The sequence below is a fragment of the Comamonas sp. GW821-FHT11H03 genome (genome assembly GCF_058807955.1).
Genome location: NZ_JBXARF010000002.1, coordinates 464,316 through 477,957, shown reverse-complemented (window position 1 = coordinate 477,957; position 13,642 = coordinate 464,316). Strand labels below are relative to the sequence as shown.

At 61.9% G+C, this 13,642-nt stretch carries 12 protein-coding genes; 6 read left to right on the top strand and 6 right to left on the bottom strand.

All coding sequences use genetic code 11. The features are described 5' to 3' along the window. Positions 1-5 precede the first annotated feature (5 nt). Together AC1RTQ_RS06680 and AC1RTQ_RS06675 are read right to left on the bottom strand one after the other, a co-directional pair. Positions 6-935 (bottom strand): branched-chain amino acid ABC transporter permease, encoded by a 930-nt coding sequence (locus tag AC1RTQ_RS06680; protein WP_302092077.1) that lies wholly within the window; start codon positions 933-935, stop codon positions 6-8. A gap of 350 nt (positions 936-1,285) precedes the next feature. Then, positions 1,286-2,626, bottom strand: coding sequence for a replication-associated recombination protein A (locus AC1RTQ_RS06675; protein WP_492874783.1), 1,341 nt, complete (start codon positions 2,624-2,626; stop codon positions 1,286-1,288). A gap of 399 nt (positions 2,627-3,025) precedes the next feature. On the opposite strand from AC1RTQ_RS06675, the gene brnQ reads away from it, so the two are divergent. Continuing rightward, the gene (brnQ, locus tag AC1RTQ_RS06670) at positions 3,026-4,354 is read left to right on the top strand and encodes a branched-chain amino acid transport system II carrier protein (RefSeq protein ID WP_492874782.1); all 1,329 of its coding nucleotides are present in this window, start codon (positions 3,026-3,028) and stop codon (positions 4,352-4,354) included. A 123-nt stretch (positions 4,355-4,477) separates the two neighbouring features. Here the strand turns inward: brnQ and lolA are convergent, their stop codons facing one another. Continuing rightward, positions 4,478-5,113: an outer membrane lipoprotein periplasmic chaperone LolA gene (gene lolA, locus AC1RTQ_RS06665; RefSeq protein ID WP_304351171.1), complete on the bottom strand. Its 636-nt coding sequence runs from the start codon at positions 5,111-5,113 to the stop codon at positions 4,478-4,480. A gap of 20 nt (positions 5,114-5,133) precedes the next feature. Continuing rightward, the gene (locus AC1RTQ_RS06660; protein WP_492874781.1) at positions 5,134-7,494 is read right to left on the bottom strand and encodes a DNA translocase FtsK; all 2,361 of its coding nucleotides are present in this window, start codon (positions 7,492-7,494) and stop codon (positions 5,134-5,136) included. A gap of 258 nt (positions 7,495-7,752) precedes the next feature. On the opposite strand from AC1RTQ_RS06660, the gene trxB reads away from it, so the two are divergent. The 4 genes from trxB to AC1RTQ_RS06640 all read left to right on the top strand — a co-directional run bounded on the left by trxB (position 7,753) and on the right by AC1RTQ_RS06640 (position 10,298). Beyond that, positions 7,753-8,706, top strand: a complete 954-nt coding sequence (gene trxB / locus AC1RTQ_RS06655) for a thioredoxin-disulfide reductase (protein ID WP_304351169.1) — start codon at positions 7,753-7,755, stop codon at positions 8,704-8,706. Between the two features lie 269 nt (positions 8,707-8,975). Continuing rightward, the gene (gene rpmB / locus AC1RTQ_RS06650) at positions 8,976-9,209 is read left to right on the top strand and encodes a 50S ribosomal protein L28 (RefSeq protein WP_003058229.1); all 234 of its coding nucleotides are present in this window, start codon (positions 8,976-8,978) and stop codon (positions 9,207-9,209) included. Positions 9,210-9,229: 20 nt separating this feature from the next. Continuing rightward, positions 9,230-9,400 (top strand): 50S ribosomal protein L33, encoded by a 171-nt coding sequence (rpmG, locus tag AC1RTQ_RS06645; RefSeq protein ID WP_003058233.1) that lies wholly within the window; start codon positions 9,230-9,232, stop codon positions 9,398-9,400. Between the two features lie 139 nt (positions 9,401-9,539). After that, the gene (locus AC1RTQ_RS06640) at positions 9,540-10,298 is read left to right on the top strand and encodes a hypothetical protein (protein WP_409814029.1); all 759 of its coding nucleotides are present in this window, start codon (positions 9,540-9,542) and stop codon (positions 10,296-10,298) included. Between the two features lie 16 nt (positions 10,299-10,314). Here AC1RTQ_RS06640 and AC1RTQ_RS06635 read toward each other — a convergent pair whose 3' ends face one another. Beyond that, positions 10,315-11,841: an aminotransferase-like domain-containing protein gene (locus tag AC1RTQ_RS06635; protein ID WP_492874780.1), complete on the bottom strand. Its 1,527-nt coding sequence runs from the start codon at positions 11,839-11,841 to the stop codon at positions 10,315-10,317. A gap of 198 nt (positions 11,842-12,039) precedes the next feature. Between AC1RTQ_RS06635 and AC1RTQ_RS06630 the strand changes: the two genes are divergently transcribed. Next, entirely contained in the window at positions 12,040-12,435 is a 396-nt protein-coding gene (locus tag AC1RTQ_RS06630; protein WP_492874779.1) for a hypothetical protein, read from the top strand. Here AC1RTQ_RS06630 and AC1RTQ_RS06625 read toward each other — a convergent pair. Beyond that, the gene (locus tag AC1RTQ_RS06625; protein WP_492874778.1) at positions 12,410-13,630 is read right to left on the bottom strand and encodes a DesA family fatty acid desaturase; all 1,221 of its coding nucleotides are present in this window, start codon (positions 13,628-13,630) and stop codon (positions 12,410-12,412) included. The genes AC1RTQ_RS06630 and AC1RTQ_RS06625 overlap by 26 nt on opposite strands. Positions 13,631-13,642 lie beyond the last annotated feature (12 nt).

Below are 13,642 nucleotides of genomic sequence, written 5' to 3'. Positions count from 1 at the left end.
ACTCCTCAGGCACGATCCGCCACACGCTCACCCAGCAGGCCCGAAGGGCGCAGCGTCAGGATGATGATGAGCACGATGAAGGCAAAGATGTCGGTGTACTGGCTGCCCAGCACGCCCCCCGTCAGGTCACCGATATAGCCCGAGCCTATGGACTCGATCAGCCCCAGCAGCAGCCCCCCCACCACGGCCCCGGCCAGATTGCCGATGCCGCCGAACACGGCCGCCGTAAAGGCCTTGAGACCCGGCAGAAAGCCCATGGTGTGATGAGCCGTGCCGTAGTTGGAGGCGTACATGATGCCGGCAATCGCCGCCAGCACGGCACCGATGATGAAGGTGGCGGAAATCACCATATCGGGCTTGACGCCCATCAGCGCCGCCACGCGCGGGTTCTCGGCCGTGGCCCGCATGGCGCGCCCCAGCCTAGTGTAGTTGACCAGATACATCAGCGTGGCCAGCGCAATCGCCGTGACCACCAGCACCAGAATCTGCGTGGGTGTGATCACCGCCGTGCCGATCTCATAGGGCGTGGACGACAGCAACGTGGGATAAGCCTTGTAATTGGGCTTCCAGATGATCATGGCCAGGGTCTGCAGCAGGATGGAGACACCGATGGCCGTGATCAGCGGCGCCAGTCGCGGGCTGTTGCGCAGCGGCCGGTAGGCGACCTTCTCGATCACGAGGTTCAGCGACGCGGCCACCACGCAGGCGATGATGGCGGCAACCAAAAGCATGAGCCAGCCCGGCAGATAAGGCATGGCCTCCTGCATCAGGCCGATGCAGCTCCAGCTGGTCAAAGCCCCCACCATCAGCACCTCGCCGTGCGCGAAGTTGATCAGCTGAATGATGCCGTACACCATGGTGTAGCCCAGGGCTATCAAGGCGTACATACTGCCTAACACCAGACCATTGATGATCTGCTGCAGCAAGATATCCATAAGCGCGCTCCCCTTCCCTCGATCCAAGACGGAGACACTGCGAGCCTCTCATCCCGAACGACGGAGCCAGCGATGCCATGGTTCCCCTTCTGCAGTCCGCCGCTTTGTGGGCCGCTTGTCGCAAAAGAGTGAATCGATTCTAGGGAGCTGTTTTCAGGACTCAGGGCCGGGGTTTCCCGTGCGCAAGCCCCAAATGCTGCAGCGCAATAATTTCATCGACAGCGCAAGTCCAATAAATACAGGCACTTAGTCATGGGCCGCTACTCAATCTAGCGAAAAACCCTGAAAACACCGCAAAAAATGCAGCATTCAACTAGTGCCAGTTGCGCAACACCTGGACAACTCGCTCTTTACAAGCCTGCCGGCTCGTCATCTGCCGCACGGGCGGCGTCGTTGAGCGCCTTGAGTTCTGCCAGCTTCTGGCCGATCTTGATTTCCAGCCCGCGCGCCACGGGCTGGTAGAAGCCCTGATCTTCCATTCCATCAGGCAAATAGCGCTCGCCCGCCGCAAAGCCGCCCTCCTCGCTGTGGGCATAGCGGTAGTCCCGCCCATAGTCCAGCTGCTTCATCAGCTTGGTAGGTGCATTGCGCAGATGCAGCGGCACAGGCCTTGTAGAGTCACCCTTCACAAAGGCCTTGGCCTTGTTGTAGGCCATGTAGCCGGCATTGCTCTTGGGCGCGACGGCCAGGTAGATCACGGCCTGGGCCAGGGCCAGCTCGCCCTCGGGACTGCCCAGGCGTTCATAAGTCGCAGCGGCATCGTTGCACATCTGCATGGCACGCGGGTCGGCAAGTCCTATGTCTTCCCAGGCCATGCGCACGATGCGACGCGCCAGATAGCGCGGGTCGGCGCCGCCATCCAGCATGCGGCAAAACCAGTAAAGCGCCGCATCGGGGTCCGAGCCACGCACGGATTTGTGCAGTGCGCTGATGGTGTCGTAGAACTGCTCGCCGCCCTTGTCATAGCGGCGCATGCGCTCGCCCAGCACCTTGAGCAGCCAGCCATCGGTAATGCTTTCCACACCGGCCTGCTCGGCCGTGATGGACAGGGTCTCCAGCGTGTTCAGCAAGCGGCGCGCATCGCCGTCAGCATAGGCAATCAAGCGCTCCAGCGCTTCATCTTCAATCGCTGGAACCGCTTTGATGGCCTGGGCTTTGGCCACAATCTGCCCTAAATCGTCAGTCGTCAGGCTTTGCAGCACATAGACGGCCGCCCGCGACAGCAGGGCCGAGTTGACCTCGAACGACGGGTTCTCCGTGGTCGCGCCGATGAAGGTGAACAGCCCGCTTTCCACGTGAGGCAAAAAGGCGTCTTGCTGGCTTTTGTTGAAGCGATGCACCTCGTCCACAAACACAATGGTGCGCTGCTGCAACAGTCCGCTTCGCGCTGCCTGCGCCTGTTCCACGGCCTCGCGGATGTCCTTGACGCCGCCCAGCACGGCGCTGATGGAGATGAACTGCGCATCAAAGGCATCGGCCATCAGGCGCGCAATCGTGGTCTTGCCCACCCCCGGCGGGCCCCAGAGTATGCAGCTATGCGGGCGACCCGACTCAAAGGCCAGGCGCAGCGGCATGCCCTCGCCCAACACATGCTGCTGGCCGATGACTTCGGCCAGAGTGTGCGGTCGCAGGCGCTCGGCCAGGGGCTGATGGGGAACGGCTGGGGAATGGGAGTTGATGTGCGTGACCATGACCCCTCAAGTATCCAACGCTCCGGGCAGTTGCGCATTCAAATGGGTTGGGGCTGTTTGCACAACGAAGGCCGGCATTACTTATCCACCTTAACCCCTGCATCCTTATCAGAATTTCTCATAAGAGAAAATAGCGTTTTAACGGATTCAATCTCTCCATTAACGAGGCCACCCCTCGCCCCATGGAGGTACTGCCCCCATCCGGCCTGCCAAAAACCAGGCCAGCCAGGCCCGGCAGCACGCTTAGATTCATTGCGGGCCGCCTCATCTGCGCCACGCAATGCCTGTGCCTGATAGGGCTACCGCCATCAGCCAGAAATCAATCGAAAGCATCCGCAACTTTCCTTGGTTCCACATTGCTCCAGGGCGTGCCAGCGCTGCACGCCTGAGCCTAAGCGTATGAAAAAACTCAAGACCTGGGACATTTTTGCCCTCGGCTTCATGACCTTTGCCCTGTTCCTCGGGGCTGGCAACATCATCTTCCCGCCTATGGTGGGCCTGGCAGCCGGAGAAAACCTGCTCGGCGCCTCAACCGGCTTTTTGCTGACGGGTGTCGGTCTGCCCCTTCTCGGCGTAGTCGCTCTCGCACGCGTGGGTGGCGGTCTGGACACCTTGACCAGCCCCATCGGCCGAATTGCCGGTCTGGTGCTGGCCGTGGCCATCTATCTGACCATCGGCCCTCTGTTTGCAACGCCGCGCACGGCCACCGTATCCTTCGAGATGGGACTGGCTCCCTTTGTCGGTAACACGCCCGCCATGCTGCTGGCCTTCACCATCGCTTACTTTGTGGCGGTGGCGCTGCTGTCGCTCTTCCCGGGCAAGCTCATGGACAACGTGGGCAAGATCATCACGCCCGTGCTGATTCTGGCTCTTGCCGTGCTCGGCGGCTCCGCCGTGCTGGCTCCTGTGGATGGCTACAGTCTCAGCACCGAGGCCTATGCCACGCAGGCGGCCGCCTTCTCCGAAGGCTTTCTGCAGGGCTATCAGACCATGGACGCCCTGGCCTCGCTGATCTTCGGTATCGTCATCGTCAACGCGATCAAGGCGGCTGGAGTGAGCGACAGCAAGCTGCACACCCGCTACTGCATCTACGCCGGCATCATTGCCGCGACCTGCCTGGGCCTGGTCTATGTCTCGCTGATGTACCTGGGTGCCACCAACAGCGAACTGGCTACCAACGCCACCACCGGCGTGCAGATCCTCACGGCCTTTGTACAGCAGACCTTTGGCCCCGCTGGCCTGTGGCTGCTGGCCATCGTCATCATGCTGGCCTGCCTGACCACTGGCGTGGGCCTGATTACCGCTTGCAGCAGCTTCTTCAGCGAGCTGACCGGCATCTCCTACCGCACCATGGTCATCGGCCTGTCGGTCTTCAGTGCAGCCGTGGCCAATCAGGGCCTGGCCCAGTTGATTGCCGTCGCCGTGCCAGTGCTTGTGGGGCTGTACCCCGTGGCCATCGCCCTGATCGCTCTGAGCCTGCTGCACCGCTGGAATCAGCCGGCGCGCGTCTACATTCCCGTAATGGCCGTCTCCCTGATCTTTGGCCTGTTTGACGCTGCCAAGGCCGCCAAGCTTGATGCACTGGTGCCCGCCTGGCTGGACAAACTGCCCGGCGCCGCCCTGGGCATGGGCTGGGTCATCCCCGTGGTCGGCGTGCTGGTAATTGCAGGCCTGCTGGACTTCGCCATCGGCAACAAGCAAAGTGCCGCAAACGCCACACGCGCCTGATCACAGCCCCTACCAAAGCGCAACTGGCTGCGCTCTACTCACAAGGGCTTAAACCCGATTCCTGCAACAAAAAGGCCTGCGGACACAATCCGCAGGCCTTTTTGCTGATGCGTGCCGCGATCTTTACTGCTTGAGCACGTCGGCCCCCTTGGGCACCGTGAAGTGGAAGGTCGATGCCGGCAGCGAAGCCTGGGTTTGCAGGCCCTTGAACTGCATCAGCGAGCGCTGGCCAAAGCTGTCCTCGATATCCAGCGCCGCCAGCTTGCCCTCGGAGGTGAAGCCTATGCGCACGCTCTTGAGCTGGCCGCCTTTCTGCCTGGGACTGGCCAGCACCCATTCCAGACCGTCGGCGTCAGGCTGGTTGCCCAGCTCGAAATCGGCCTTCAAGGCCTTGAGGTCGGTGGCCGATGTCAGGATGGCCGCCGGTGTGCTGCCCAGCACCTGGGCCTGGGCACGCTCCGTCACCTGATTCAGGTCGGCGTCGTACAGCCACAGCGTCTTGCCGTCAGCCACGATGAGCTGCTCGAAAGGCTTGGTGTAGTTGAAACGGAACTTGCCGGGCCGCTGGAACTCGAAGCTGCCGCTGGAGACCTTGGTACGCGCCTCCTGCCCGGACTTGGGCGGCGAGGTTACGGACTGGGTGAAATCCGCCTTGCCGGCCTGCACGGTCTTCATGAAGGACTCAAGGCTTTTCAGGCCATCGGCCATTGCAGCACCTGCGCTGCCGGCGATCAAAATTGCAGTCAAAAGACGTTTCATGAATCTCCTTCTTGTGCGGCTCACTCGCTGCGAGCCGGAACTAGAACATCGCGCTGCCCACTGGATGTGAGCGAGCTGACCAGGCCGGCCTTTTCCATCTGCTCGAGCAGATTGGCCGAGCGGTTGTAGCCGATGCGCAGTTTGCGCTGAACATAGGAAATGCTGGCCTTGCGGTCTTTCAGCACGATTTCGACGGCCTGATCGTAGAGCTCGTCCTTTTCGCCCCCACCTTCGCCATCCTCATCGCCGCCCTCGCCGTCGACAGAGCCTCCTTCCAGGATGCCTTCGATGTAGTCGGGATCGCCCTGTTCCTTGAGATAGCTGACCACACGGTGCACCTCGTCGTCGGAGACAAAAGCACCATGCACGCGGATCGGCAGACCGGTGCCGCTGGCCATGTACAGCATGTCGCCCATGCCCAGCAGGGTTTCGGCTCCCATCTGGTCCAGCACGGTGCGGCTGTCGATCTTGCTGGAGACCTGGAAGGCAATACGGGTCGGAATATTGGCCTTGATCAGGCCGGTGATAACGTCCACGCTGGGGCGCTGGGTCGCAAGAATCAGATGAATGCCAGCGGCACGCGCCTTTTGTGCGAGACGGGCGATGAGCTCTTCGATCTTCTTGCCCACCACCATCATCAGATCGGCCAGCTCGTCGATCACGATGACGATGTGCGGCAGGCGCTGCAGCGGCTCGGGCTCCTCGGGCGTCAGGCTGAAGGGGTTGGGAATCGACTCCTCGCGCGCCTTGGCCTCGTCGATCTTGCTGTTGTAGCCGGCCAGATTGCGCACGCCGAGCTTGCTCATGAGCTTGTAGCGGCGCTCCATCTCGGCCACGCACCAGTTCAGTCCGTTGGCCGCCTGCTTCATGTCGGTGACCACCGGGCACAGCAGATGGGGAATGCCTTCATAGACCGACATTTCCAGCATCTTGGGGTCGATCATGAGCAGGCGCACATCGCGCGCCTCTGCCTTGTAGAGCAGAGACAGAATCATGGCGTTGATACCCACGGACTTGCCCGAGCCGGTCGTACCGGCCACCAGCACGTGGGGCATCTTGGCCAGATCGGCGACCACGGGGTTGCCCACGATATCCTTGCCCAGTCCCATGGTCAGCAGGCTCTTGGCATCGTGGTAGACCTGCGAGCCCAGCACCTCGGACAAACGAATCGACTGGCGCTTGGCGTTGGGCAGCTCCAGGGCCATATAGTTCTTGCCGGGAATGGTCTCGATCACACGAATCGACACCAGAGACAGCGAACGCGCCAGGTCCTTGGCCAGATTGACGATCTGCGAGCCCTTGACGCCCGTGGCAGGCTCGATCTCGTAGCGCGTGATCACAGGGCCGGGCATGGCCGCCACCACACGCACGTCCACGCCAAAGTCCTTGAGGCGCTTTTCAATCAGCCGGCTGGTCATCTCCAGCGTCTCGGCAGACACCAGCTCCTGGCGCTGCTGGGCCTGATCCAGCAGGTCCACCTGAGGCAGCTTGCTGTCCGGATGATCGGTGAACAGCGGCTTCTGGCGCTCCTTCACCACCCGGGCGCTGGGCTGGCTGGCCTCCTGCAGCACGGGCTCGATGATCTGCACAGGCTGATGCGCCGGTGCAGCGATCGCACCGTCGGTGCGGTCAAACACCACTTCCTCGCGTTCGCGGGCCGCTCTCTTGCCGACAGAGACATCCTTGGCAATTTCACGACGCTCACGGCCAAACTGCACCATACCGTCCAGGCGCGCGCCCAGGCCTTCGGCCAGCGTGCCCCAGGAAAAGCCGAACACCATGGCAGCGCCCAGCACGAACAGGCAGATGCCGATCAGGCCCGAGCCCGCAAAGCCCAGCCATTTGAGGGCGTTGAAGCCCATCATGTAACCAAACACGCCACCGGCAGGGCCGGGCAGCAGGTTCTCGAAACGGTACAGACGCGTCCATTCCAGCGCGCAGCTGGCAATCATCAGAATGGCCAGGCCTCCCCAGAACAGAAATCGGCGACGCCACAGCGGCATCAGCGCCAGAGGACTGCCGTCCTTGTTCACCCCGCCGCGCATCCAGCGCACCAGCGATGTCACCCAGGTCTGCACGGCGGCCAGCACCAGCCACCAGATGGACATGCCGAAGCCGAAGTAGCAGGCATCGGCCAGCCAGGCACCCACACGGCCCATCCAGTTATGCACAAACGGCCTCTGCCCGGCGCCCGAGGTGGACCAGGCGGCGTCTTGCGGCGAGTAGGTGAACATGGCCATGAGCCAGAACACCAGTGCCAGCAGGCCGATCAACAGCAAAACCTCCTGGCTGAAGCGAATCACTCCATAGCGCGGAGCGGCAGCGCGGGATTTCGATTTGCTGGAGGAGGACGCGTTCGAAGCGTTCAATGTATATGTCATACGCAGGCGCAAGCTTACCTTAGGCCCTTATCCAAGCGGTACATTCGGCCAAGACGATCGCTCAGCGTAATGCAAGCACATGCAACAAAACTGCCATACGGCAGCCAGATTCGCTTCATCACTATCATTTTTAACAATTCCGGTGATTAAAAACAGCTGCACGCGCAGACCTTGATCCGGAGCGATACTCCCACACCTTCCCAATGTTTTCATGACCGCGCGCCGGCTGTCGGCCTGCTTTTTTCAGAGTTCCGCTCCATGTCCTCTACCAAACACGCACAAGTTCTCATCCTCGGCTCCGGCCCTGCCGGCTATACCGCAGCCGTATATGCGGCCCGTGCCAACCTCAAGCCCCTGCTGATTACCGGCATGGCCCAGGGTGGCCAGTTGATGACCACCACCGAAGTAGACAACTGGCCTGCCGACGTCATGGGTGTGCAGGGCCCCGAGCTGATGCAGCGTTTTCAGGAGCATGCCGAGCGCTTCAAGACCGAGATCGTTTTCGACCACATCAACCAGGTTGACCTCTCCAAGCGCCCCTTCACCCTGACCGGCGACAGCGGCGTCTATACCTGCGACTCGCTGATCATCGCCACCGGCGCATCGGCCAAGTACCTGGGCCTGCCCTCCGAGGAAGCCTTCATGGGCCGCGGCGTCTCCGCCTGCGCCACCTGCGACGGCTTCTTCTATCGCGAGCAGCCCGTCTGCGTGATCGGCGGCGGCAACACGGCCGTGGAAGAAGCTCTCTACCTGTCCAACATCGCCAGCAAGGTCACCCTGGTGCACCGCCGCGACAAGTTCAAGGCCGAGCCCATCCTGGTGGACAAGCTGATGGACAAGGTCAAGGAAGGCAAGATCGAGCTCAAGACCCATTTCACCCTGGATGAAGTGCTGGGCGACCAGAGCGGCGTGACCGGCATCCGCATCAAGAGCACGCAGGACGGCCACACCGAAGAGGTCAAGCTGCAAGGCGCTTTCATTGCCATCGGCCACCACCCCAACACCGACATCTTCCAGGGTCAGCTGGAGCTGGAAAACGGCTACATCATCACTCAGGGCGGTCTCAAGGGCTTTGCCACCCAGACCAGCGTGCCAGGCGTGTTTGCCGCTGGCGACTGCCAGGATCATGTCTACCGCCAGGCCATCACCAGCGCCGGCACCGGCTGCATGGCGGCCCTGGACGCCCAGCGCTTCCTGGAACAGGAATCCTGATAACACCAACGCGTTTGAGCGGTTGTTAGCGCATGTTCGGCGCAAAAGCCCTTGGGTTTGGCCAGTTTTGGCCGGCACCAGGGGCTTTTTTGCGAGAACGCTATAATCGCAGACTTTGCTGAATTCCAGTTTCGCGCTTTACCGTGCTTCGGGACTTCCGCAATCGGGCTACCGCCACCCATTACAAACTGGCGAGGTGAGGTTGTCGGCACCTCCTGCTCCTGCAGGATTCCAGAGCCGGCGGCCGATTCAACTATCGGAGTGTCCCAATGGCACGCGTATGTGAAGTTACGGGCAAGAAGCCCATGGTGGGCAACAATGTTTCCCACGCCAACAACAAGACCAAGCGTCGTTTCCTCCCCAACCTGCAATACCGCCGCTTCTGGGTGGAGAGCGAAAACCGTTGGGTGCGCCTGCGCGTTTCCAGCGCTGCTCTGCGCCTGATCGACAAGAACGGTATCGACTCCGTGCTCGCAGACATGCGCGCTCGTGGCCAAGCTTAATTTCCTGAAGGAGAAACACCATGGCTGCTAAAGGCGGACGCGAAAAGATCAAGCTGGCTTCCACTGCTGGTACCGGTCACTTCTACACAACGACCAAGAACAAGAAGACGATGCCTGAAAAGATGTCGATCATCAAGTTCGACCCCAAGGCTCGCAAGCACGTCGAGTACAAGGAAACCAAGCTGAAGTAATTCGGCCTGTTTCTTGAAAAACCGCCTCACGCAAGTGCAGGCGGTTTTTTCATGCCTTGGCGACGCCTGTCGCTGCGTGAGAGCTGACGCGGCGAGCCTCCCTATACTTGGCACTTTGCAACCAACAGGGATGGATCACATGAATCGCCGGACGCTGAGCACATTGCTTTTTTCGCTTGCCGTGTCGCCAGTCGTCTTCGGCCAGACCTTCATCTGCCCCACGGGACCGGGCCCCGGCCAGCGCCAGGTCGGCATGACAGGCGGCTCACCGGGTCTGGCCTCCGTGCCCGTGTGCGAACAGTTCAGCTCCGCGCCCGCCGCCACCCAGCGCGCCGAGCCTTCTCCTGCCGATGCACTGGGCGGACTGGCACGCAGCCAGCTGGAGCTGCTGCGCGAGGGGCAGGAGCTGCTCAAGGAAGGGCAGAGGATTGCACAAGACCCGCAGTATCAGAAACTGCGCAAGGGCTACTGGATGTTTTCGCATGACGAGAAAAACCCGCGCTCGGGTCTTGAATGTGCGGCGATTTTTGGCAGCATGTCCGGTGCCGTTCAGCTCTCCGGCCCCACGGCCAAGCACAACGGCGCCCTGCTGACCTTTCTGGGCATGGACATTCCCCAGCCCGCCAGCCCGCGCAAGATCAGAACCACTCTGACCCAGAACCAGGACCGGCCCCAGGAGGTTGGCGCCATCAACTACACCATGTCCAATGGCAAATGGGGCGCCATCGTCTACGCGCTGGGCGGCCCCGAAGCACTGGTCAAGGAGCTCGGTGAAGAGCAAGAAGCCCGCTTCAAGGTCTCCGTGGAAGGCAAGGAAGTGATCAGCACCTTCTACAAGGAAGGCGGCAAAGCCCGCGAATTCCTGAGCAAGTGCATGGCCGGTCAACCGACGAAATAAAGGACCTCGGCCGGTGCTAGCTGCGCGGATTCTGTCCCAGCTGCCGGCAGGCCATAGCGCCCAGATCCTGCATCGCCCTGTCCATGAGCTCGTTGACCGGATGGGTGCAGGCCAGCCGCATGCAGTGCTCATACCGGCCGGAGTTGGAGAACATGCTGCCCGGCGCAATGCGTATGCCGCCCGCCAGGGCTGCCGTGAACAAGTCCGACGTGGACAGCTGCGCCGGGAACTCCAGCCACAGACACAGGCCGCCGCTTGGCAGACTCATGCGCGTGCCCAGTGGAAAATGGCGCGCCACCAGTCTGGCCATGGCCTCGCGCTGCTGCTTGAGCTGCTGCCTGAGCTTTTCCAGGCTGCGCTGATGAGTGGGTGAGCCCAGCACCTCGGCCACGACCAGCTGCCCCAGCGTCTGGGTATTGCGGCTTTGCGCAAATTTGAGCATCTGGATGCGGCCATGCCACTGGCCGCCATTCATCCAGCCCTGGCGCAGGCCCGGCGCCAGACTTTTGTTGAAGGCCTGGCAATAGACCACATGCCCGGAGACACTGTCCCAGGCCTTGAGCGGCTTGACCGGCAGCCCCTCGACAAACAGGCCGTAGGAGTCATCCTCGATCAGCGCCGCTCCATGGGCTGCGCACAGGGCCACCAGCCTGGCCTTGTTCTCGTCCGGCATGCGCGCGCCCAGCGGCATCTGCAGATCCGGCACCACCACCACGGCCTTCAGGCGCGGCTGGGTCTGAAAGGCCAGCTCCAGCGCCTCGATGGACATGCCGGTGCGCGGGCTGCAGGGAATCTCCAGCGTTTTCAGCTGCAAGGACTCCACCACCTGCAGCAGGCCGTAATAGGTCGGCGATTCGACGGCCACCACATCCCCGGGGGATGCCACGGCAGCCAGCGCCAGACTCACGGCTTCCGAATTGCCTGTGGTTGCCAGCACATCGGCAGGCGCGACACGGATACCGGAGGCCAGCGCCCGTCTGGCCATGGCCTGCTGAAACAGCGGGTGATTGCCCTGATTGGCCAGCAGTGAACGCCCTTGTGAGAGCAGTGTCGGATGCTCGCGCAGCAGCCTGGTGACGGTCTTGTTCAGATAGTGATGATCGAACAAGGAGGCCGGCGGCGTGCAGCCACCGATGTCCATATAGACCTCGGCCTGGCGGCCACGTTCGAGCAGCAGAGAAATATGCTCGTTGATACCCACGAAATGCGCATGTGCACTGGGAGCCAGCGGCTGGCTCAGATCCGGCTCGCTGGTCAGAGGGATATCACCCGCCCTCGTCGCGCACACAAAGTAGCCCACGCGCGGCCTGGCCTCCAGACAGCCCTGCGCCTCCAGAAAACGCAGCACCTGCAAGGCCGTCGAGAGGCTGATGCCATGCCGCGCCATCAGCTCGCGCACCGACGGCATGCGCTCCCCGGGCTTCAGGCTCCCCAGCTCTATGGCTGCGCTGTAGTGCGCGGCCAGCCTTTGGTACAGCGGCAACAGCACATCGCTTGCCGCATCATCGACAGGCTGTGGTTCGGAGGGGGAGGAAGTCAGCATGATGACAAAAACGCAGGACCGGGCAGGCATCATGCCAGCAAGCCCTGTTCTGCAACAGATACAGATTGTCAGCAAACACAGCAGAACAGATACACCGGAATCCGCGCTGCTACGCCTGCACATTACGCTGGCTGTGCCTGTTCTGCCAAGCCGTGCTTCCTTACGCTTGAGGGCCTGAATCACAGACCTCTAGCCACCATGTCACAGCCGGACTTCCCCCCGAAAACACATCGCCTCAACAGCGGCCAAGCCGCATCGCTGCTGTTTGAGCAAGGCAGCGAACTGTTCTGCCAGCAAGGGGCGCTGCGTCTGGCCATCGGGCCACTGAGCTTTACCGACAATCACTTCGGCCAGGTCATGGTGCTGCAAACCGGGCAAAGCTGGCGTTGCCCCAGTCGCACCTGGGTGCAGCTGAGCACGCCGGCAGGTGCGGCCTGGATTCAATATCCGGCGGCACAGATACAGCAAAGCCGCCCCCGCCCGAACAGGGCAGCGAAGCGGCTTGAAGAGGAAAAAGGCCTGAGCTTCGCGCTTGCCAGAATCTGGCAGCAGCTTGGCAAGCTCGGCCTCAGACGTGGGCAGCGCGCAGTTTGACGGAGAAATCCTTGAGTGCCGCAATGCCGCTGGCCTCGGCGCGCTGGCACCAGGCCTGCAACTGGCCGGTCAGCTGCTCGCGGCTCAGGCTGGTGTTGAGCCACAGCTGACGCAGCTCTTCGCGCATGACCAGCATCTGGTCAATCACCGGGTGCGCAGCGCGCGCCTGCGCCAACTGCTCCTGGGCACGCTCGGGCACCTTGTCGGCATCGCGGTGCAGCCAGCGCTGCACGCCCTTGAGCAGGGAGACATCCGACTTCTGCGCCTGCTTGTGCTTGAGCAGATCCAGCTCGTGCTGAACCGCGGTGCGCACGCCGCGCGCATAACGGGCCATGACCTCGTAGCGATTGGCAATGATGGCTTCCAGCGTCAGCTCGTCGGCCACGGGCTTGACGGCGCCCATGCGCAGACGCGGCGGAGTCTTCTTGACCTTGGCCCAGCCCAGCTTCTGCATGAGGCTGATGTAGAACCAGCCGATATCGAACTCGTAGGGCTTGACGGAGAACTTGGCCGAAGTGGGGAAGGTATGGTGGTTGTTGTGCAGCTCTTCGCCGCCAATGATGAGGCCCCAGGGCAGCAGATTGGTGGAGGCATCCGTCGCTTCGTAGTTGCGATAGCCCCAGAAATGCCCCACGCCGTTGACCACGCCCGCAGCCCAGAACGGAATCCAGACCATCTGCACGGCCCAGATCGACAGGCCGATCACGCCGAACAGCGCCACATTGAGGATGAGCATCAGCGAGGGGCCCATCACCGAATGGCGGTAGATGTGGCGCTCCATCCAGTCGTCGGGTGTGCCGTGACCGTATTTCCTGAGCGTTTCCTCGTTCTGGGCCTCGGCGCGGTAGAGTTCGGCACCTTCGCGCATCACCTTGGCCAGGCCGCGCGTCTGCGGGCTGTGCGGGTCATCTGCGGTCTCGCATTTGGCGTGGTGCTTGCGGTGGATGGCAACCCATTCCTTGGTCACCATGCCCGTGCCCAGCCAGAGCCAGAAGCGGAAGAAATGCGAGGGAATAGGCCCCAGATCCAGCGCCCGATGCGCCTGGCTGCGGTGCAGATAGATCGTGACGCCCGCAATCGTGAAGTGGGTGGTAATCAGGGTGTAGAGCAGCAGCTGCCACCACGACAGATCCCACAGGCCATTGGCCATCCAATCCACGACGGCATTCCAGATCAAGCCGATATCCAGCGACATAAATAACAAAGC

Excerpts from the sequence above, each read along its gene's own strand:
- brnQ (WP_492874782.1), top strand. The coding sequence starts at position 3,026 with ATGAAAAAACTCAAGACCTGGGACATTTTTGCCCTCGGCTTCATGACC.
- AC1RTQ_RS06635 (WP_492874780.1), bottom strand. The coding sequence starts at position 11,841 with ATGCTGACTTCCTCCCCCTCCGAACCACAGCCTGTCGATGATGCGGCA.
- AC1RTQ_RS06680 (WP_302092077.1), bottom strand. The coding sequence starts at position 935 with ATGGATATCTTGCTGCAGCAGATCATCAATGGTCTGGTGTTAGGCAGT.
- rpmB (WP_003058229.1), top strand. The coding sequence starts at position 8,976 with ATGGCACGCGTATGTGAAGTTACGGGCAAGAAGCCCATGGTGGGCAAC.
- AC1RTQ_RS06640 (WP_409814029.1), top strand. The coding sequence starts at position 9,540 with ATGAATCGCCGGACGCTGAGCACATTGCTTTTTTCGCTTGCCGTGTCG.
- AC1RTQ_RS06660 (WP_492874781.1), bottom strand. The coding sequence starts at position 7,494 with ATGACATATACATTGAACGCTTCGAACGCGTCCTCCTCCAGCAAATCG.
- AC1RTQ_RS06675 (WP_492874783.1), bottom strand. The coding sequence starts at position 2,626 with ATGGTCACGCACATCAACTCCCATTCCCCAGCCGTTCCCCATCAGCCC.
- trxB (WP_304351169.1), top strand. The coding sequence starts at position 7,753 with ATGTCCTCTACCAAACACGCACAAGTTCTCATCCTCGGCTCCGGCCCT.
- rpmG (WP_003058233.1), top strand. The coding sequence starts at position 9,230 with ATGGCTGCTAAAGGCGGACGCGAAAAGATCAAGCTGGCTTCCACTGCT.
- AC1RTQ_RS06625 (WP_492874778.1), bottom strand. The coding sequence starts at position 13,630 with ATGTCGCTGGATATCGGCTTGATCTGGAATGCCGTCGTGGATTGGATG.
- AC1RTQ_RS06630 (WP_492874779.1), top strand. The coding sequence starts at position 12,040 with ATGTCACAGCCGGACTTCCCCCCGAAAACACATCGCCTCAACAGCGGC.
- lolA (WP_304351171.1), bottom strand. The coding sequence starts at position 5,113 with ATGAAACGTCTTTTGACTGCAATTTTGATCGCCGGCAGCGCAGGTGCT.